The sequence below is a fragment of the Leptospira harrisiae genome, assembly GCF_002811945.1.
GTDB lineage: Bacteria > Spirochaetota > Leptospiria > Leptospirales > Leptospiraceae > Leptospira_A > Leptospira_A harrisiae.
The window spans coordinates 335,166-354,932 of sequence record NZ_NPDX01000001.1 but is presented as its reverse complement, the minus strand read 5'-3'; the positions used below and the strand labels follow the sequence as shown (position 1 = coordinate 354,932).

Here is a 19,767-nt window from a genome sequence, read left to right as displayed (position 1 = left end):
AAGATTGGTTCGTTACCACGAACTAAAAAAAATTACTGATAAAAACCCCGGCATCATCCTCACAGGGCACCACTGCAAAGATTACACAGAATCTATTTTTTTGCACCTAACGAGAGGAGGTGGTAAAAAGGTTTTTTATACTCTCCCTCCTTTTGACGGGGAACGTTTTTTACCCTTGGTTTTCTTTGAAGATAAAGAACTGGAACAACTATACCAATTTGTTTCAGAGAATATAAAAATTTTCGAAGATGAATCAAATCACGATCCAATTTATAAACGCAATCGAATCCGGATGGATTTGCTTCCCATATTAGAAAAAGAAAATTGGAACTTTCATAAAACCTATTGGAATTTTCATGATAGGTCCCAATTGGATCTTAAGTTTGGTTTAAGATCGCAATCTGTCTCAAAACCAAATCCTCATATCTTTCGTATCCCACATGAAACTTGGACGAGCCTTAGTTTATCCGCAAAAAAAGACCTAATCGATTTTCATTTAAAACTACTTGGACATTATCCATTATACAAATCTGGATTTGATAACTTTCATCTTCAGTCTGAAGGTGAAAGAGCCTTTTTAGAAAACAAAAATTGTTTTTTATACAAATCAAAGTTTGGTGATTTGTTTATCATTGATAAAAAATCGCCAGCCTTCAAAAAAGCTGTTTCTTTTCGAGAAGGAGAAAATCTGTGTATCGAATGGAATCAAAACAGATTTAAATTACCGGACCCACAAGAAAAATATAACCTAGGGTCTTGGCATCATGGCCAAAAAATCCAAATTCGCTCAGGAAATAAGGAAATTTCTGAATGTATGCGCGAAAACGGAATTCCCTTCTTTTTGAGAACCTATATTCCTATTCTGTATTTTGACGGAGAACCCATCCAAATTTTGTTTTCTCTGTTTTCCAAAAGCGAAAAGAATTATCCCAAACGAATCTATCTAGAAAGGTGAACTAGATGCACAAGTATTCTAAAGAAATTCCATTTCCTGAAACTAAATTTTTCACTTCGATTGCAAACTTGAGTGAAAAAGAAGAATTGGACTCCATCCCTTCAATCGCCTTTATGGGAAGATCCAACTCTGGAAAATCAAGTTTACTAAATGCACTGTCCAACCACAGAGGACTTGCCAAAGTTTCGAGAACTCCTGGCAAAACAAAACTTATCAATATTTTTAGAACCAAAGAAGGATTTAATTTGGTCGACTTACCTGGGTTTGGTTATTCAAAAGCATCTCACAAAGAACATAAAGATATGATGAAACTTCTGGAAGGTTTTCTAAATACCTGGAAACATCTAAAGTTATTATTTATTCTTTGTGATTCGCAAAGAGAATTTCCTGAAGAAGAACTTTCAACTATCGAAGTTGCCATGGAGAAAAAAATTAAACCAGTTGTGATCAGGACAAAAATAGACAAACTAAATCAAAGTGCACAACACCGGGTCAGAACTGAAATGGAATCGGCTATGAATGAAATTGGTATTCCCTTTCGGGTGTTTTACCTTTCGGCAACTACTGGCAGGGGAATTGGAGAACTAAGAGAGTTTATTGTCGAAAATATGATAGATCAAACAAAGGTATCTAAATAACTTCCAGTTGTTGATTCCGGTTGAAGGTTCATCATCCCAAACAAATTTGATGTCATCATTTTACGGAAATCAGTTAACAGTGCAAATGTTTCCTTCAATTGTTCTTTTACACGGATGAGTCTTATTTCCTCTTCTAATCTCTTTTTTTCTGATTCAATTTCTTTTAAACGTTCTTCCGAATGAACATCAGATGATTTTTTAGTTTTTTCAGATTCCAAACGAGTTTCTAATTCTTTAATTTTAGATTCCAAATCTTTTTCATGAGATTTCCGCATCACTTCTTTTGGATCTGATTTAGATTTTTCAACCGACTTGGATTTTTTATCTTCATCTTCTTTTAATTGGAAAAGATCTTTTATCGACTTCCCGTCGGAATAAGGAACGAGGGCAGGATCTTCTTCATGTTGCGAATGCGGGCGTGTCACAGCATGAGTTTCCCCACTCACAGCCACCATCCGGCCATCTCTTAATTCATAATTGATTTTTACTTGGACAGACTGAATATCTCGTCCTTCTCGGAAGGCTTCGTTTTTGAACTCTGCAGCGTGACCTAATTCATGGGAAATGACATGCAAAGCAGAAAGTGATTCTGGTGAACTTTCCAATTGTCCATGTCCGACATAGTTCACCCTACGATCTTTTAGAAGATCGACATTCAACCGATTGAATGGGGACTCGTCAATTCTCATGGAAACCTTACCACCTAATGGGTACTTCGGTTTGTCTTAAGAAAATATTAGTAAGAAATTAGATTTTTGGAAAGCAAAAACTCTCCTGTTCCTCACAGGAGAGTGATGAAAAACCGGGAATTAGACCTACTTGCGTTAAGGACCAGTCCGAATGCAACGGACATAATTCCTTTGTGTTTTGACTACATTCTTTTGGACTCCATAAGACTGTCTGTCAAATGAAATGGCATAAGCCGTCTCTCCAGGTAGGTCTTCATGGTTAGACCAAGCAGTCCAATAGTCATCTTCCTGTGTGGAAGGAAAAAATTGGAGGGTTGCTGCACGACCAGGAATTACCAATCGTTGGTATTCAATGGCTGTCGGTACTCGCCATGTAGCCCCTAAAAAATTGCTGTTCTGGCAAGCGGCATACAACTCACTGACTCCTGCAATTCCAATAGAGGAAAATCCTTGTACCACTTGTGGGAATGCCACAGAGTTACAAGCATGCGTTGAGGAGTCACAAAATGCAACAGGTGCTGCACCAGCCCGTGCTGTATCATACGGATTGAATATGGAACCTTGTGGAGCCCCCAAACAATCGTTAAATCCTGCACGATATACCTGACCATGTGTACATTTTTGCCAAACTAAATTGGCGGCAGTATCAGTGATGGTTCCGTTTCCATTGTCACGAAGACTTTGGTTTGCAATAAGACCTGCGAACAGTTGGTTGGTTTCTTCCGGACTTAAACCGTAGATATCATCCACTGGTTTCATTTCACAGTTCATGAAAAAAGATAAGACCAAAAGAGCGAAACAATATTGAAGTTTTTTCATAATCTCTGCCCTCCTAAAATATATGGTTAAAGTTAATGAATGCTTGTCTATCTTCATTTGAAATTGCATAATCAACGTAGATAACAGTTGCTTGGTTCCATGGAATTCTTAATCCAAGACCACGAGAGTGTTTATAGTTTTTAAGATTTGCATCTTCTGTACGATCCCAAACTCGTCCCACATCATAGAAAGGAACCAATTGGAAGTCAAAGTGTTGTCCCCCAAATTCCGCCTCAGCAAATTTCCAACGAATTTCAAAGTTGGCAAATGCCATAGTTTGACCGACAAAACGATCTTGTTTGTAACCGCGAATGGTTGTCCTACCACCTAAACCAGATTGATTGGATTCTGTTCCCCACATATTGCGGTATTCATAAAACGGAGCGTCCCCATTGGTTTGGACCATGGTTCCTCGAGCAGCAATCACAAACTTTTCCAAAATCTCAGGAGGTTTGTTTGTGAACCATTGGACAGGACTTAAAAAAATACGACCGGACACCAAGTTTTTATTGAACTCAGAAGTAGAACCGATGGCCTTTGTGGAACGTTCGTGAGTGTATTCTAAAAACAATCCGCGGTTTGGATCTGGTTCAAAATCACGTGTGTCATACACAATACCTGCACGAATTGTATTCGTATAACCGCCATTCATACCTCGGATCTTTCCATCTTTATCATCGCGAGTTACTTTAGTTTCTCCTTGCGGAGTTCCAACAGTACGATCGATATCGAGAAGACCTAAAATTCCATCAGCAGGGCCTAATTGTGCATCATTGTATTTACCATCATAGGTACGAATGATTTGTTTAGAAAGACGAACCCCAGTTACCGTACGGAGTGTTCCACCAAAGAAGGAATATTCACCAGATGTACTAAAGTTTGGATTTTCAATGTCGTAACGATTGTATCTATGATCACTGACAACGGGAGATTCCCCAACACCTGCATTTCCAGGTCGTCGGTAGTTCAAATTGTCTTCATAATCTGCAAATGGAGCATTTCTTCTGATATGACCACTCGGATCGTTTCTTTCTAAATAAGAAAGAGGTTGGAGGGTATTTTCGCCAATCCCAAAGTAAAGAGAGTTCGGGTTTCTGTCATAAACCAAATCCGCACGAAGTCTCCATTTTGTATCAAAGATAAAGGGAGCATCCACACTCAACATGTGGTAAGGAGCTTGTTTGGTTGTATTAAAATACTGAGCAAAAATACGGAAACGATACGGTGTGTATTCAAACAATGGAGAAGATTTTGTTCCATTGTAAAAATAGAGCACCCTTGCTCCATATCCAATCCCCACATTCGGATCAGAGTTAATCAAAGGAAGACCTGTAAAGTATCCCCCCTCTTTTTTAATCTTAAAGTCCCGTTCGCTCAACCTCTTCTTTTCAGAGATTTCAAACGGAAGGTCCGTGCGGGGTGCTCGTTCCTGAGCGAGAACCCCATGAAAAAAGGAAAAAAACAAAAGAAGTGTGAAACTTCTAACTATATGATTGTACATTCTCTACCTGTTAGCCAAAGAAACTGCCTTATGGTGGGAAATTTGGTAAATATGTCAAATAGATTCGAAAATTTATGTTTTTTCCGGTTCGATTCTGTGTAATATGATGAGCACCTCGTCTTGTTGGACAAGGTCACCTTGTACTTTGCGAATTTCTTCCACACGGCAAGCATAAGGAGCCTTAACGGCGTTCTCCATCTTCATTGCCTCCAAAATCAAAAGTGTGTCCCCAACTTTGTGTTCCTTTCCCACACTAGTAGAGATTTGCACTACTTTTCCTGGCATAGGACTTTTGATTTCCGGCGAAGTTTGCCCTCCACCTTCATACAACCGTTCAGTGAGTTTTCCACTCCATGTTTCCCCTTTCCAGTGTAGGAAAATTTCATTTCGTACTTTCAGGTATTTTAATATAGATCCATCATACATAGTCACCGATTGTAACAGATTTGTATTACTGGATGGACTTTCTTCTTTGATCAAATTTTCCAATTGGAATAAAAAAGAATGAGCTGCCAAGCGAACACGAACGGAGGAACCACTGATACAAACGGAAGCAGGTCCGGACTTTGTTTCAAATAAATAATCCATGTTAGGTAGTTTCCTTGATCCAAGGGCTGGTTAGTTCTTTAGATGTAAAAAAAGTTCCACTCAAGGCTAATTTTAATTCTTCTTTGGTGTTGTCAGATAAAAGTTCAACCTCATTATCAGCGATGAAGTGAGTTGATACCTTTCCTTCCGCAAATTCCTTTGCCGAAACCAACCTTTGCAAAAATTGTAGATTGGTCTTTGGACCAAAAACAATGGTTTCCGACAAACATTCAATCAGTCGATGAATGGCTGTAAGTCGATCTTCTCCCCAAACAATCATTTTTGCAATCATTGGATCATAAAACATAGTGATCTCAGATCCAGAAACCACTCCGGAATCAATTCGTAAGTAATCTCTTGAAGGAAAAGATAAATGATGAATACGTCCAATGGATGGCAAAAATCCCTCTTTCGGATCTTCCGCGTAAATACGGACTTCCATGGCATGTCCTTTTTGTGATGGAGTTTGTAATTGAGGTAAAACCTCTCCCTGGCAAACCCGAATTTGCCATTCCACCAAATCAAGATCTGTTGTCATTTCAGTGACTGGATGTTCCACCTGCAATCGAGTGTTCATTTCTAAAAAATAAAACTCGCCAGATTCACCTAATATGAATTCGACGGTCCCAGCACCTTCGTATTGTACTGCCTTTGCAGCCATAACAGCTGCTTCTGACATTTTTGTTTTTAATTCGGATGGATATCTTGGAGCAGGAGTTTCTTCGACCACTTTCTGGTGTCGTCTTTGTAAGGAACAATCCCTTTCATGTAGATGAATGATATTACCTTTTGTATCTCCAAAAATTTGGAACTCAACGTGCCGTGGATTTGTAATGTATTTCTCTAATAAAATACGATCATCACCAAAAGCAGAAAGTGCTTCCCGCTTTGCAGAGAGAATACCCGTTTCCAATTCTTCAGGTGTGTTGATTCGACGCATTCCCTTTCCCCCGCCACCAGCGCTGGCTTTTGCCATAATGGGGTATCCAATTTTTTCTGCTTCTTTTTGAAATACAGAGATTTCTTGGGAAGCACCTTCGTATCCTGGAACGACAGGAACTCCACTTTTTGCAACTAACAAACGTGAGCCTATTTTATCACCCATTGCTTCTATGGAGTGAGGTTTTGGCCCGATGAATCGAATTCCATGTTTTTCTAATTGAGAAGCAAAGTCAGTATTTTCTGACAAAAATCCATATCCTGGATGGACTGCATCCGCACCTGTCGCAAGACAAGCCTTTACGACTTTTTCGACATCTAAGTAGGAAGAACGTGCATCTGTTCCCCCTAAGGAGAACGCTTCATCCGCAGATTGAACAAATAAACTTTGTGCATCTGGATCGGAAAAAACAGCAACCGTCTTGATTCCCATTTTTTTTGCAGTGCGAATGACACGAACGGCAATTTCTCCTCGGTTGGCGATGAGTATTTTTTGGATTGGCTTCATGTAAGTAGGATCAAAATTAAAGGGCCGTGAAAATAAATCAACTGAAAGATAGGAAGTCGATTGACCATCTCCTTTGTCGGTTTATTCTTTTTTTATCGTGAAACTCTTGCCATCACTCAGATTTTCGGATCGAATTTTCCTAACTTATTTTACCTTTGGATTTTTAACTCTCTTCCTCCATCGCATTTTATTTTTCATCGTTTATTCTTATCGACTGGATGAGTTTCCCTATTTGGTTTTACTCAAAGCATTTTTGATTGGATTTCGATTTGATTGGGTCACCATATCGATTTTGTTAGTTGTCTTTTATATTCTATCTCTTTGGGATAATGCTGCAAAGTTCAAACCTTATCGGCAGTTTTGGATCATCACCCCACTTGTGTTGTATCCATTTTGTTTGGTCCATTTATTTGCCGATTTATTATATTTTGAAAATGCAAACAAACATATTGGATATGAGGCTATTGTTTTTTTAGGTGATTTGGATGTTTTAGTATCTTCTGCTATGAAAGAAGCACCTTTCAAAATTTTAGCATTTTTTATTAGTATTGGATTGTATATTTTGGGAATCCGGTATTGGTTTTCCAAACTTAAAATTACTGATAAACGAAATGACAAAGAATCATTTCGATCCAAATCCTTTAAGGCCATTTTATGGATTCTTTTTTTCTTTATTGGGCTTCGGGGTGGCCCACAAGAATCTCCCTTACGTGCAAGTGAAGCCATTATCTCTGATGATTCGTTCATCAATCAACTTGCGTTAAACGGAATTTATACAACTATCAATGACTTCAAAAGCCAATCCATCCCCAAACATTTAAAGATGTCAGATGAAGATATGTTGGCAGCCGTGAAGGCAGAAATTTCCTACGAAGGTGCTAGTTTTATCAATGATCCTGAGTTTCCCTTGGTTCGAAAGATTCAAGGAATCCCCGGAAGAAAATCTATCAATGTTGTGTTAGTCATCCAAGAATCTTGGACTGGAAAATATGTTTGGCCAATTTCCGATGGAATATGGTTGGGAAAAGAAGTAACTCCATTTTACAATAGTTTGGCGAAAAAAGGGCATAGTTTTCGAAAATTTTATGCCAATGGCGGAAGAACTAGCAATGCTTTACTTTCAGTCCTTACCAGTGTTCCAGATAGACCAGGTCTTACTGCCATTCGCACCCCACAAATCCTTAGTCATTTTTCGGCCATTGGAAATCTCTTTTCCGGTTTTGGATACCAAACCAGTTTCATTACAGGTGATGATTTAAAATTTGATAGTTTGGTCACCATCTTACCACATTTTGGATTTCAAACTTTAATAGGAAAAGAAGACTTTCGAAAATCAGGGAAGTATACAATTGGTGCTTGGGGATATGACGATGAACATCTTTACTCAAAAGCTTTAGAAGAAATGGATCTTTATCAAAAAGAAAACAAACCGTTTCTTTTGACCATTCTCACAATGACCACACATTATCCATATAAAGTGCCCAACTCAAAATACGAAATTTATGATCCTTCGGTCACTGATTTTGATTATCTGAATACGTATCACTATTCTGATGCTGCATTAGAAACGTTTATGAAAGAAGTTCAAAAACGAAAATACTACGAAGACACTCTTTTTGCATTTGTAGGTGACCATACTCATCATAGGTATTTATCTTATTACGAAGATAGAATGGTTCCGTTTTTATTGTTTTCACCTAAATACATTAAACCCAAGTTAGATGAAAGAATTTCTTCTCAATTGGATGTTCTACCTACAATTTTGGGAGTGGTTGGTAAAGAAACATACTTTGCTGGATTTGGAAAGGATATGTTTGCACCAAACGTAAAATCTGGTAGCACTTATTTTGCTTATGGAAGCGCCTGCGGTTGGATCGATGAAGAAAAAATTCTCTATCAAAGTGTAGACGGTGACACTCAATTTATTTTTCAAATGAACCCGCCATATAAGGAAGATCCTGCCTGTAACCCTGATCGTAAAAACTGTTTTCATCAAACCATCAAGGCACGGGCGTTCTTTAATTTATCTTTAGAATTAATGAATCGAAATTCAGTTTATCCTTTAGAAGGTTCTTTACGGTACACCAGGAAATGAATCCACATACTTCACTTTGATATCGGGAAAACTTGTGACAATCTGAACTTTAAAATCGGGAAAGGAAGTGACCTCTTGCCACTTACCGCAGTCGGAAGGAAAACTACTTACCTTTTGGACTTTTAAGTCAGGAAAACTATCCACTATTTGCACTTTGAAATCTGGGAAACTGGTCACAAACTGCACCTTGCCTGCCAATTTTTTTCCTTTAAAAGTACAATCAGAGCCAACTTCCCCGGCCCAAAGACTTGAAGAAAACAAAACTACTATTAACGAACCAACAATTTTATTCATATTCTCTCCCAATTTTTTAAGAAATAAATTATAGATTAAAATTTTAACCTGTCAATTCATTTGTCCGTGGACTTGGTCAACAAAAATTAGGAGAAATCCAGATACAAAAAAGAATCTAACTGAGTTTGGTCCTTTCGGCTTCGGTCATGGCATCTAACTCTTGTTTTTTGACATGCATTAAATTATATAAATATGTTTGGAATTCTTCCCAAGAAGAAAAATCCGTTGGGTCATGAGAACCTAACCCCAAATAGCCGACCACATTTCCTTTTTGGTAGTCTTGGTAGGTTGTGACTCCTGATTTTAACGCAACAAACACAGGAATTTTTTGATCAAAAGCAATTTTCACCATTCCTTTTTTTAAAGGCAAAATTTCTTCGGAATACGTATTTTTCCCTTCTGGATACACAATATAAGAAGTTGTTTTTAAACCCTCGATTAGGTTTTTTACAGAAATTGCAACAGACATGGCTTTTGAATTATCAAAAACTTGTGAACCCATAGCCACCATCCACCAATAGGCAAACCAAGCTTTTTTAATTACCTGATTTGCCAAAAATGGTTTTCGAATCACATAACAATCATAAGGGAAATCCATCTCGTTGACATGATTTAAAAATATCATATGTCCTTTTTGAGGAACATCGATTTCATTAAAAACTATGAGTTTTGTTTTGGTTATCTTTAGGACATCTTCTGCCCAAATTTTTGTACCTTCTAAAAACTCTTTGATTCGTGCTTCTTTATTACCAGTAAGTGAACGATAAATTCCTCTGATCAGATAGGGGCTTGCTTTTCCAAAAACAAGAAGGGTGATTCTTAAGTAAACTTTCATCACCAAACGCCCGTAGTGGACACTGAGTCCGTGCAAATTTTTTTTTATGAGATCGTCAACGACCGGTATTTTCGCCATAGCAACAATTAGACAAAAGAGGCCATTCTATGGAAATAAAAAAGCCCAAGAAAATTCTTGGGCTTAAGAGTGTGGAAACGGTGTTAGTTAACGTTTCTTATTGTTGCGGAGTGGCTCCCGCAGCAGGTTTTGCCGGAACATTCAATGCTTTTTTACGTTCTTGGTCATACTTCATGAAAACCATGTTGTTTGAGTCCAAATCATATACGCGACCTCTTACATCAGCATGGTCCACTCGATATTCTTCTGGCACACGAACATCAAACATAGCTTGAATTCTATGGTCAAATTTTACATACGGATTTTTGGAAAAATCGTAAGTAACACCATCGACCTTTACTGGTTGACCTTCTACTACTGCACCATTTTCATCTTTTGAAGATTCTGATTTAGCTTGCGCATTGTTCAGGTAATAGTTGTCGTATGGATATTTCAACTTATAGATGTTAATTGCATTGGCTTTGGAATCACGAGCGAGGTTGATTGCTCCAAAATACAAATCAATACGATACTTTCTGTGAGAAGGTTGGAGTTTTTGGTGTTTCTCCAAATTCTTTTCTACTTTTAACGCATTGGCTCTGGCTTCTTTCGCAAGACCTAAGTGTTTGTATCCTAATTCCAAGTTTTTCTCAATGTCATATTTATTATAACTGTAGTGAGCTTCTTTTGGATCATACATACGACGTGAATACGGAGCTTCTCGTGGAATGTCCATCACGTCCTGGCGGAAATAAGAACCTTTTCCATATTCAATGGAAATATCAAGAAGGGCCTTATCCATAGGATTGTTTGGATTTTTTCTTTCCATGGCAGTTTTCATCATCTCTTCCGCTCGGAGGATGTAGAGTTGAGAAAGTTCTTCCGTCATTTTTTCGATTCCCAATTGGCATTCGAGAAAACGTTGGTAAGCCGAAGGAAAATTTCCTTCGAAATGGTATTGTAAACCTTCTTGGTAAATTCGTTTGGCTTCATTGTATTTTTTCATACGGAAGCCTTCTTTCCCTTCAGGAGCATTGAGTTCCGTCGGTTTTCCTTCTGGATCTTCTCCACGGAAATTTTTTACAATTGGCTCCAACTCACGTAGGTAAGTCAGAAGTTCAATGCGTTTGTGGTATGATTTACTAGAGACTGATTCTGCAAACATGGGTGCCTGCATCAAAAGACTCGTCATGAGAATAAGAAGGGATTGTTTCATTGCGCTGCCGTTCATTCCGTTTCCGTACTTTCCTTCCTTGAAAGAATCTTACAAGTAATTTCGGGGTGGCCCCTGTGAGTATTATCGGAGATTTCTGATATTGGATTGACAGATTGTATTTTAAAATTGAGCCTTTTCCTAGATTTTTCCTATGTCCCTAGCCGCTGCCCAGTCCAAAAAAGTATCTTTTCGCGCCAAAGAGTCCACAGTCTGCCCAATTTGTGATGAAAATCACCAAAAGGAACAAATGTTTCAGGGTGGTGGCCGACTCATCGCCGGGAAGCTGGCCCAAGATTTACGTCGTTTATACGAAAAAAATAAGAAATTTGGTCGTGTGAGTCCCCTGGATTATGTCATGACGGTCTGCCCTCGTTGTTTGTATTCTTCCTTTCCGAAAGACTGGAATTCTCTAAACCCCGCTGACAATGAAGCCATTCGTATGGCCACCGATTCACGAAGAAGTTATATTGAAAAAATTCTAGGCCCCTTGGATTTTACTGGGGATCGCCAAATTGTGTTAGGTGCTGCCTCTTATTTACTGGGGATGGATTGTTACCAACTCCGTGGTGCCAGTGTGGCACCTACTCCCAAAAAAGCAGTTTGTGCCATTCGTGCAGCTTGGTTTTTTTCAGACCTTCATGATGAGTTTCCTCACATTGGTTATGATAAAATCAGAGATTTACTCTACCAAAAAGCAGCGGTGATCTACGGATACACTTTGGAACTCATGCAAAATGGAAACGAACCTGTAGACCAAGCTGCAGGGATGCTCGGTCCTGATACAGATAACAACTGGGGATTTGATGGTGTTATCTATCTCAATGCATTTTTAACAAAAAAATTCAAAGACCAGATGGCTCCAAAACCAGAGGACCAAGTTTTACTTTTATCAAGAGCCAAACGAACACTTGCAAGGCTCTACGGTTCAGGAAAAGCTTCCAAAGGAAAACCAGGTCCCATTGTGGAAATGACTCGAGAGTTGTATGACGAATACAATGCAATTTTAGAAGCAATGGGCGGCGAGAAGTAAGGGTTTGCCCAATTACGCTCTCCTCGTCGAATACGACGGTACTCACTTTTACGGCTGGCAGAAACAAAAAAATTTACCGACAGTCCAATCAGCCATCGAATCGGCTCTTTCTATTATTTTAAACAAAAATCCCGCATCACGATTGTCAGTCGCAGGAAGAACTGACACTGGGGTTCATGGACTTGGTATGGTGTGTAATTTTAAAACAGAATTCCCCATTCCCAACTTTCATAAACTACTCGTATCCATCAATGCCCTCACACCCAAAGCAGTTTCAGTCAAAAATGTGATCGAGGTACCAGCAGAGTTTCACTCCAGGTTCAGTTGTACAGGTAGAGAGTACATTTACAAAATTTATTACAGCAAATATGAAAGTAGTTTTGTTGAAGGTAGAGCCTTCTGGGTCAAACACCATGTTGATTGGGATTTGGTAGAAAACCAACTCACAAACCTTGTGGGAGAAAAAGACTTTCGGTCTCTGACAAAAGCAAAGTCGATGGCGGGCAAACGGGCAGTTCGCGAAATCTTTGACATTCGTTTGGAACGATTGACACCAGATTGGATCCAAATCCGAATTCGTGCCAACGGATTTATGCACAATATGGTTCGCATTACTGTAGGAACTTTACTAGACATTGGGAAGGGACGTTGGAAATCTAGATCCATCGGCTCTATTTTGGAAGAGAAGAACCGTTCGACGGCAGGAATGACACTCCCGCCGGATGGACTCTATTTCGTCCGTGCATATTACGAAGATTATCCGGAAATTCATGAATTGTATCAAATCGCTCTTCCTTAGCCTAATTCTCGCTCTTACTCTTTTTTCCGGTCTTCTTTCTGCACAAACCCTAGAAGAATACAACAAACGCCGGTATGAAATTGGTGGATGGGTGGGTGCCGCCAATCCAATGCCAGGAACACAGACAGTTCGTGTGTTAGAAACAACTCTTGGTGGCGGATTTTATGCGCGGATGCCTTGGCCATGGATTTTTTATACAGAAATCGGTGGATCCTATGCAGTGTTTTTATCTAGATCAGAAAGAGCCCTCACTGCCATGCCATTGTATGCAGCTTTGGCCTACAAAATTCCCATTGAACTTCCCATTCAGTTTTTTATAAAAGGTGGCGGTGGATCCGCCTATGTAGTGGCAAGGCCAGCCGATACGGCGAGATGGAACCCGACCGCATTTGGCGGGTTAGAAGCTAGTTTTATTGCTGGTCGACGGATTCGGATTGGGGTACGATTGGATTATTATAAGATCTTTGAAACCCAAATGGATGTTCCCAACCAATACAGATACCCACTCGCCAGTCCTTATGATGACCCTCGTTTGCAAAATCCAGCCAATTACACTCTGCAAAACGTGGATTTCTTCTATTTCGGTCTAACTGTAGGAGTTTTATTTTAGTGAAATCATTATCCCTACAATTTATAATTATATTCCTTAGCTTTGTTGTTTTTATTGATTGTAAAACCAAACTAGACTTAGGTGAGAAATCAAAACTTCCTGTTATTTCAACTTTATTTAATAATAGAATGTTATTGCTTCTCAAAGGAACTTATGCTACTGACAACCCCCTTGATTGGAGCGAGCTAAATAACGGAACTGGTGATTTGTATTTAGATACGCAAGGAGAGGGTCTTGATCCAGTTATGACTTTGGTTAACCAACCAAAAGCCGGAAATGTTCCTATCTTTTTGGATATTGGAGAAGTAAGAATTTCAAGTAAATACCTAAAAGGATTAAACGAACTCACACAAATTCGAGACACTGTTGATTCAAACAAATTCTGGGACTACATTGCGCCTAACAGACAGGTATTTTGTACGGTCACTTATTCTTTTGATAACAATACATGTACGGAAAGTAATGGGATTTTAAAAGCATCTGATTTTTTTAATGGAATTGGTGCACAATTTCCATCCAACGATCCATCTTCCCAAACAGAAAGTTGGGAATCAGCATTAATAACAGGCCAACCTTGGCTCGGACGTCAGTATTATTATGCGGCTATTTATTTCCGTTCGCTTGTGACCGGTTATGCTCTTGATGCAGGGATCCCGGTGACTGGTCGTTTTGACAATAGGCCCATTGTCAATGGACTAAACATTGTCCCAAGGAACAACTATGTGGCAGGAACCACTTCCGCTGCAAAGAGTAGTATTGTTCCGAAAATGTTTCCTGCTTTATATACCCAACTACCCACTCAAGCTGATATGCAAATTCGAGATGGATTTGATCCATATATCTTAGAAGTAAGAATCAATCTAAAAGAAAATTTGATGTTACATTCCTATCTCACCAGTCGGTCCACAACTGTTACCTACGTTGGTGTGAGTGATATCTTTTTTGACCACAAAGGGGAAGGAGACGCAGGCGGAAATATTTTGACAAGGGCGCGTGTCATTTATCCAGAAACTGCATCGAGTCTTACCATAACTGGTGGTAGCAATTCTTTGTTACATTATTATGGCATCTTTCGAATTCAAGAAACTGAATTTATAAACGTTTTGCCTCTTGCAGCAACACCAGCAAAACAAGGTGCAAAAATAAAATACCTTAATCCCGGTAATTACAAGGCAGTTTGTTTAGGCGATTTAACAAAACAGGACGGTTACCCAGACACTGTAGTACGTGAGACTACATTCAACATTCCTGAGTATCCGTTCAGACAAACATATAACATTGATTTGACATGCCCCTAGTAAAAAAATAGTTTCTCTTTTCAATTTTACTTTTTCTCAAACACCGTTTTCTATGAAGTTGGTAAAAGTACCAATGATATGAAAACGATTCTGCTCAAACTACGTTCACTCTTTTCCAAAGATTCCCATCTCCACGGGGAATTGCAGTTTCCAATTCGATACAAACTCCTCCTCATTACCTCGGTTGTAATACTTGTTTCTATGTCCGGGATCATCTTTCTTGCATCTTATTTTTTTAGAAAGGATAGTGAGGTTCGTGTAAAAGAAAACAATATCAAAATCAATGAAATCCTATCTTTAAAAGTGAAATCGGACTTACATTCGATGAAACAGGATGTTCATATCACTGCATCGGCCATACTAAGAAATCCGAACTCAGCCAATGCCATCGCCAAAGAGTTGTTTGAAGAAGATCAAAATTTTCTTTTGGTTGGTGCTTATGATGTTAGTTTGAATCCAAAATTTGAAGCACTTAACGATGAGTTTTTACAAAAATACGATTACCAAAGATCGGAAGTAAAAGGATTACTTAAAAATATCCAACCCAAACTTAAAAAATCCTTTGGTGGATCTACAGTCATTTGGAATGCTAGTCCACATTTTCGTCATCCCATTCTTTGTCTCAGTTTTCCTCTTTCCGAATCCAAAGACACACATACAATTCTTGTTACACTCATAAAACTAGATAGCCTACTCGATGCATTCCAAACCTCAGGACCTGTAGAAACTTTTTTAGTCAGTGAAGACGGAAGTGTACTCGCGCATCCAGATGCCAAAGTAGTTTTATCAGGAATTAATCTCAATGACCTGCCTATTGTTGAAAGGATGAAAAAGTCCACGGTTGATAATGGTCAATTTCGTTATGAAGCCAAGGATGGAGTTTCTTATCTTGGATCTTTCAAAAAACTTGGACTTGGTGGTGTTGGTGTCATTTCACAAGTTCGTGAAGCAAAAATATTTGAAGAAGTCAATAATATCCAAAAACGAAATGTTTATATCTTAATAGTTTCACTAGCTCTTTCGTTTATCGTTGTTTACGTTTTTGCAAAATCACTATCAACACCTATTTTAAAATTAGTAGACGCTTCGGAAGAAATCAGAAGAGGAAATTACCATATTGAACTACATGCTACAACGCATGATGAAATTGGAACATTAACCAAATCGTTCGTAAGTATGGGACGAGGTTTAGAAGAACGGGAAAAACTAAAAGATTCCTTTGGACGATTTGTGAACCAAGACATCGCAGAACTAGCAGCAAAAGGGAAACTTTCCATCGGGGGACAAAGAAAATATTGTACCATCTTTTTCTCCGACATTCGAAGTTTTACTGCAATTTCAGAAAAACTACAACCGGAAGAGGTTGTGGAATTTCTAAATCAATACATGACTGAAATGGTGAAGTGTGTTCAAGAAACAGGCGGAACGGTAGATAAGTTTATCGGAGACGCCATCATGGCAACATGGGGAGCGCTTCGTGATTCTAAACAACATGCAAAGTCATCCATTGAAGCTGCACTGCGAATGCGTGACAAACTTATCGAGTTCAACAAAGGCAGAGGAACAGTCAAAAAACCGATCATTCAAATTGGTTGTGGAATTAACACAGGCTATGTGATTGCCGGTCAAATTGGAAGCGCTGATAAAATGGAATACACTGTTATAGGAGACTCGGTAAACCTTGCCTCCCGTGTGGAATCACTTAATAAAGAAACTCATACAGACATCTTGATTACAGAAACCACCTACCAAGAAATTAAATCCGATTACCATGTACTCAGTATGGGCGAAATAGAATTAAAAGGAAAATCGAAAGCACAAAAAGTTTATGCCGTTCTTGGAAGAAAATCAGATCCCGATTACCCAAAAACGCTAAGTGAACTTCAGAAGTTAGTTGGAATCACTGTTGTGAAAAAGGGGAAAAAATGAATTTAGACAAACGAGACCGACTCGTCTTATTCACCCTTTTAAGTGTTGCGATTCTGTTCACCATTTTGTTTTATTTGGACCTCAATCGAAAGATTGGAATTGGAGATCGTGAAGTTGTAGGAACCATATTTTTTAAAAACAATATTGTTCAAAGAAAATTTGAAGATGAAGTGATATGGGAAAAATTAGAAAACAACAGCCCACTCACTAACAAAGACACAATTCGTTCAGAAGCATTTTCTGATGCTCTCATTCGACTAAAAGATGGAACAGAAATTAATATTGATGAAAACTCAATGTTTAACTTGGATTTGACGGGAGAGGAACCAAATCTTGAATTTACTGAAGGTTCTTTGGAAGTTAAAAAAAATGATTCCAAACCAAATCAAATCAAAATCACAAGCTCTGGCAGCGAAATCAACGTAGATTCAGGTAATGTTAAAATAGAAAGATCTAAAGAAAGAGAACTGAGCCTGTTTGTTGAAAAAGGAAAAACCACGGTCAAACACCAAGACGGAAAGTCTATATCCGTGGAAGAAGGAAAAAAGGCAGAATTCAAAAAAACTGGAATAGAAATTAAAAAAATTCCGGCCATCTTAATTTCTCCAACATCCCAAAAGTTATTTTATACAGAACCGGACGAAGTGTCCGTACAATTCCAATGGAAAATTGAATCTGGATATGGTGATCCTGTTTTAGAAATTTCGAGATCACCTAACTTTCAAATGACACTAATTAATGAAAAAGTGGAAGGAACTCAAAGTTCGATTCGACTAAAAGAAGGCACTTTTTATTGGAGATTAAAAGTTAAAAACAAAGTTGGTTCCGGAATAGAATTTAGCGAAATTAATAAATTCTTTGTCACAAAACTTGAATCTTTCCAAGGAGAATCTCCTGAGTCAGGATCCGTAATTCCTTTTGTCCAAACGATGCCACTCGTCACTCTCAGTTGGACCAAACTCACAACAGCAAACTCTTACCAATTGTTAGTTTCCAATTCACCTAAACTTACAAATCCAATCAAACAATTGGAAACAACTGCAAATCAAATTTCCTATGACGATTTAAAAGAAGGTACATATTATTGGAAGGTAATTGCCAAGTCCTCTTTTCCAGACACAAAAGACAGAAGTAGCCAAGTCCAATCGTTTATCATCAAAAAACAAAACACTGTACCTACTCCGAAATGGATGCGACCTGCCAATGGATCTGAAATTTCATTGGAGGAAATCAAACAAAACCAAGCGATTTTAATTTGGGACGGAAATGCAGAATTAAAATCTTACCAGTTAAAAATTGCAAAAGACTCCAAAATGAGTTCCGTTGTTTTTTCAGAAGAAACGGCTTCCAATTTTCTTGTTCCGAATTGGAACAGTTTAGGAAAAGGAACTTTTTTTGCAACTGTCACTGGAAAATCAAAAGAGGGAAAAGAAACAGAAACTTCAAATCCCCTCAGTTTTACCGTAGTAGAACAAAAGAAAAAAACAGAACCGGCAGAAGAAGTAACAACAAACAAACCTGACCAAAAATTAGACCCAAAACTGGAAATGATGTCTCCGAATGGAACAATTGTACAGATGAAAGGAAAATCAAGTTTGGAATTTTTATGGAAAGTAACAGGCGTTACCGGAGAGCACTATGATCTGGTTTTATACCAACATAACGGAGATAAAAAAGTTGCCATCTATAAAATAACAACAAAAGAATCCAAACATAGTTTGAAGGACTTGAGTATTCTAGATGAAGGATCTTTTTCTTGGGATTTAAGTGTATATAAAGATACAACATTGTTATTTTCAAAAAAAGGAAGTTTTATCTTAGCTTTGGACCAATTTAAATCTTTGAAACCTTCTGATATCGAATTTATTTCTCCAAAACGGTTGTATAAAGAAAAAAGATGAAACTAAATACAAAACATTTTTTTATTATTTTTTGGTTTGTTACTTTTTCGATTGGAGCCCAAGACGGAACCAAACTCATCGCTTGGAAACCAATTCCGGATGCTAGCGGTTACCAAATTCAAATCAAAGAAAAAACTGGAAAAGTTATTATTGATAAAAAAATCGAAACTCCATTCCACTCGATTGAAGATCTTCCTTCAGGTGTTTATCTTGTTCGAACCGCACCCTTAAACCTTTTCAAAAAACCTGCAGTTTGGTCTGCATGGAAAGATTTAGAAGTTATTATCTCTGAACCGCCAAAAGTTGTAATTGAAGAAGAAAAACCAATCATCCTTCCTAAATCAGAATCCAAAAATGAAAAAACCATTTCAAACGTTACCATTGAAGGGGAACATTTTTTGGATGCAACTAAAGTTGATTTAACTAGAAAAGAAGAAGCTCTTCCTATCCTCAGTAAGGAAGTAAAATCGCCAGAACGAATCGACTTAAAAGTTGATACAACTGATGCAAAATCAGGTCCATATGATTTGACGGTGACCAACCCTTACCAAAAACCCAAAGTGGTAACCAACTTTGTTAAAGTAGAAGAACCAAAACACAATACGGAAATCGCTTCCAAGGATGAACTCCTGGTTTCAAATTCCCAAACACCAAAAGACAATTCCGGAACCAAAAAGAATAAAGTCTCCGTTCCAAAAGGAAAACCGTTTCGCGACTTTACCTATGAAGAGATGTTAGCATTTTTAGAATCTGATATTGCTGTAAATTGTAAAAACACAAAAGTTCCAGCTTTAACATTAAGTGAATGCCACAAAACATACGTTATATTGAATTTTTCTAGCGAAGACAATTTTTCCGTATTTGAATTTTATAAATTGATAAGCGAAAATGAATCAGATCGAACTAGTGCTTATTCTTATTTTAGCAAAAACTGTTCCCCTAAATTCCGACCTGCTTTCGAAAGAATGGAACTCCAATGGAAAAATCGAATCAATCTAGACCCAGATGAACGCCAATCATTACTGCAAGAATTGACTAAATTTCGAACTTGTTCGAGGTAATTTCT

At 38.1% G+C, this 19,767-nt stretch carries 18 protein-coding genes; 10 read left to right on the top strand and 8 right to left on the bottom strand.

Annotated elements, in window-relative coordinates; all coding sequences use genetic code 11:
- The first annotated feature begins 4 nt into the window (after positions 1–4).
- Together CH364_RS01710 and yihA are read left to right on the top strand one after the other, a co-directional pair.
- Complete coding sequence (locus CH364_RS01710; RefSeq protein ID WP_279306192.1) at positions 5–955, top strand: tRNA lysidine(34) synthetase; 951 nt, start codon at positions 5–7, stop codon at positions 953–955.
- A gap of 5 nt (positions 956–960) precedes the next feature.
- Positions 961–1,593: a ribosome biogenesis GTP-binding protein YihA/YsxC gene (yihA, locus tag CH364_RS01705; RefSeq protein ID WP_100741900.1), complete on the top strand. Its 633-nt coding sequence runs from the start codon at positions 961–963 to the stop codon at positions 1,591–1,593.
- On the opposite strand, the gene CH364_RS01700 is transcribed toward yihA, so the two are convergent.
- The 5 genes from CH364_RS01700 to CH364_RS01680 all read right to left on the bottom strand — a co-directional run bounded on the left by CH364_RS01700 (position 1,572) and on the right by CH364_RS01680 (position 6,637).
- A complete protein-coding gene (locus CH364_RS01700; RefSeq protein WP_100741899.1) occupies positions 1,572–2,282 on the bottom strand; it encodes a hypothetical protein in 711 nt (236 codons plus the stop codon). The two genes, yihA and CH364_RS01700, sit on opposite strands and share 22 nt — an antisense overlap.
- A 135-nt stretch (positions 2,283–2,417) precedes the next feature.
- Positions 2,418–3,101 carry a surface adhesin Lsa25 gene (gene lsa25, locus CH364_RS01695; protein ID WP_100741898.1) on the bottom strand — a complete coding sequence of 228 codons (684 nt, stop codon included), beginning with the start codon at positions 3,099–3,101 and terminating at the stop codon, positions 2,418–2,420.
- Between the two features lie 13 nt (positions 3,102–3,114).
- On the bottom strand, positions 3,115–4,602 hold the full coding sequence (omp85, locus tag CH364_RS01690; protein ID WP_100741897.1) for an Omp85 family outer membrane protein: 1,488 nt from the start codon (positions 4,600–4,602) through the stop codon (positions 3,115–3,117).
- A gap of 72 nt (positions 4,603–4,674) precedes the next feature.
- Complete coding sequence (locus CH364_RS01685) at positions 4,675–5,190, bottom strand: acyl-CoA carboxylase biotin carboxyl carrier protein subunit (protein ID WP_100741896.1); 516 nt, start codon at positions 5,188–5,190, stop codon at positions 4,675–4,677.
- A gap of 1 nt (position 5,191) precedes the next feature.
- Positions 5,192–6,637, bottom strand: a complete 1,446-nt coding sequence (locus CH364_RS01680; protein ID WP_100741895.1) for an acetyl-CoA carboxylase biotin carboxylase subunit — start codon at positions 6,635–6,637, stop codon at positions 5,192–5,194.
- Between the two features lie 94 nt (positions 6,638–6,731).
- On the opposite strand from CH364_RS01680, the gene CH364_RS01675 reads away from it, so the two are divergent.
- Positions 6,732–8,732 (top strand): LTA synthase family protein, encoded by a 2,001-nt coding sequence (locus tag CH364_RS01675; RefSeq protein WP_100743340.1) that lies wholly within the window; start codon positions 6,732–6,734, stop codon positions 8,730–8,732.
- Here the strand turns inward: CH364_RS01675 and CH364_RS01670 are convergent.
- The 3 genes from CH364_RS01670 to CH364_RS01660 all read right to left on the bottom strand — a co-directional run bounded on the left by CH364_RS01670 (position 8,712) and on the right by CH364_RS01660 (position 11,149).
- Positions 8,712–9,026 (bottom strand): 7(1) septoil knot domain-containing protein, encoded by a 315-nt coding sequence (locus CH364_RS01670; RefSeq protein ID WP_100741894.1) that lies wholly within the window; start codon positions 9,024–9,026, stop codon positions 8,712–8,714. The genes CH364_RS01675 and CH364_RS01670 overlap by 21 nt on opposite strands.
- A gap of 115 nt (positions 9,027–9,141) precedes the next feature.
- Positions 9,142–9,861, bottom strand: coding sequence for a lysophospholipid acyltransferase family protein (locus CH364_RS01665; protein ID WP_243401196.1), 720 nt, complete (start codon positions 9,859–9,861; stop codon positions 9,142–9,144).
- Positions 9,862–10,036: 175 nt separating this feature from the next.
- Entirely contained in the window at positions 10,037–11,149 is a 1,113-nt protein-coding gene (locus tag CH364_RS01660; RefSeq protein WP_100741892.1) for an LIC11274 family protein, read from the bottom strand.
- 136 nt (positions 11,150–11,285) lie between these two features.
- Between CH364_RS01660 and CH364_RS01655 the strand changes: the two genes are divergently transcribed.
- From CH364_RS01655 to CH364_RS01625, 7 genes are all read left to right on the top strand, one after another.
- A complete protein-coding gene (locus tag CH364_RS01655) occupies positions 11,286–12,164 on the top strand; it encodes a DUF2225 domain-containing protein (RefSeq protein WP_100741891.1) in 879 nt (292 codons plus the stop codon).
- Between the two features lie 4 nt (positions 12,165–12,168).
- The gene (gene truA, locus CH364_RS01650; protein WP_100741890.1) at positions 12,169–12,963 is read left to right on the top strand and encodes a tRNA pseudouridine(38-40) synthase TruA; all 795 of its coding nucleotides are present in this window, start codon (positions 12,169–12,171) and stop codon (positions 12,961–12,963) included.
- Positions 12,935–13,573: a hypothetical protein gene (locus CH364_RS01645; RefSeq protein WP_100741889.1), complete on the top strand. Its 639-nt coding sequence runs from the start codon at positions 12,935–12,937 to the stop codon at positions 13,571–13,573. The genes truA and CH364_RS01645 overlap by 29 nt, the downstream gene beginning before the upstream one ends.
- The gene (locus tag CH364_RS01640) at positions 13,573–14,871 is read left to right on the top strand and encodes an LIC11270 family surface protein (RefSeq protein ID WP_100741888.1); all 1,299 of its coding nucleotides are present in this window, start codon (positions 13,573–13,575) and stop codon (positions 14,869–14,871) included. The genes CH364_RS01645 and CH364_RS01640 overlap by 1 nt, the downstream gene beginning before the upstream one ends.
- Before the next feature lie 78 nt (positions 14,872–14,949).
- Positions 14,950–16,800, top strand: a complete 1,851-nt coding sequence (locus CH364_RS01635) for an adenylate/guanylate cyclase domain-containing protein (RefSeq protein WP_100741887.1) — start codon at positions 14,950–14,952, stop codon at positions 16,798–16,800.
- Complete coding sequence (locus CH364_RS01630) at positions 16,797–18,701, top strand: FecR domain-containing protein (RefSeq protein ID WP_100741886.1); 1,905 nt, start codon at positions 16,797–16,799, stop codon at positions 18,699–18,701. Before CH364_RS01635 ends, CH364_RS01630 begins: the two co-directional genes overlap by 4 nt.
- Positions 18,698–19,762 carry a hypothetical protein gene (locus CH364_RS01625; RefSeq protein WP_100741885.1) on the top strand — a complete coding sequence of 355 codons (1,065 nt, stop codon included), beginning with the start codon at positions 18,698–18,700 and terminating at the stop codon, positions 19,760–19,762. Before CH364_RS01630 ends, CH364_RS01625 begins: the two co-directional genes overlap by 4 nt.
- Positions 19,763–19,767 lie beyond the last annotated feature (5 nt).

Excerpts from the sequence above, each read along its gene's own strand:
- CH364_RS01645 (WP_100741889.1), top strand. The coding sequence starts at position 12,935 with ATGAATTGTATCAAATCGCTCTTCCTTAGCCTAATTCTCGCTCTTACT.
- omp85 (WP_100741897.1), bottom strand. The coding sequence starts at position 4,602 with ATGTACAATCATATAGTTAGAAGTTTCACACTTCTTTTGTTTTTTTCC.
- CH364_RS01670 (WP_100741894.1), bottom strand. The coding sequence starts at position 9,026 with ATGAATAAAATTGTTGGTTCGTTAATAGTAGTTTTGTTTTCTTCAAGT.
- CH364_RS01635 (WP_100741887.1), top strand. The coding sequence starts at position 14,950 with ATGAAAACGATTCTGCTCAAACTACGTTCACTCTTTTCCAAAGATTCC.
- CH364_RS01665 (WP_243401196.1), bottom strand. The coding sequence starts at position 9,861 with ATGAAAGTTTACTTAAGAATCACCCTTCTTGTTTTTGGAAAAGCAAGC.
- CH364_RS01630 (WP_100741886.1), top strand. The coding sequence starts at position 16,797 with ATGAATTTAGACAAACGAGACCGACTCGTCTTATTCACCCTTTTAAGT.
- lsa25 (WP_100741898.1), bottom strand. The coding sequence starts at position 3,101 with ATGAAAAAACTTCAATATTGTTTCGCTCTTTTGGTCTTATCTTTTTTC.
- yihA (WP_100741900.1), top strand. The coding sequence starts at position 961 with ATGCACAAGTATTCTAAAGAAATTCCATTTCCTGAAACTAAATTTTTC.
- CH364_RS01680 (WP_100741895.1), bottom strand. The coding sequence starts at position 6,637 with ATGAAGCCAATCCAAAAAATACTCATCGCCAACCGAGGAGAAATTGCC.
- CH364_RS01685 (WP_100741896.1), bottom strand. The coding sequence starts at position 5,190 with ATGGATTATTTATTTGAAACAAAGTCCGGACCTGCTTCCGTTTGTATC.
- CH364_RS01625 (WP_100741885.1), top strand. The coding sequence starts at position 18,698 with ATGAAACTAAATACAAAACATTTTTTTATTATTTTTTGGTTTGTTACT.
- CH364_RS01655 (WP_100741891.1), top strand. The coding sequence starts at position 11,286 with ATGTCCCTAGCCGCTGCCCAGTCCAAAAAAGTATCTTTTCGCGCCAAA.
- CH364_RS01660 (WP_100741892.1), bottom strand. The coding sequence starts at position 11,149 with ATGAACGGCAGCGCAATGAAACAATCCCTTCTTATTCTCATGACGAGT.
- CH364_RS01700 (WP_100741899.1), bottom strand. The coding sequence starts at position 2,282 with ATGAGAATTGACGAGTCCCCATTCAATCGGTTGAATGTCGATCTTCTA.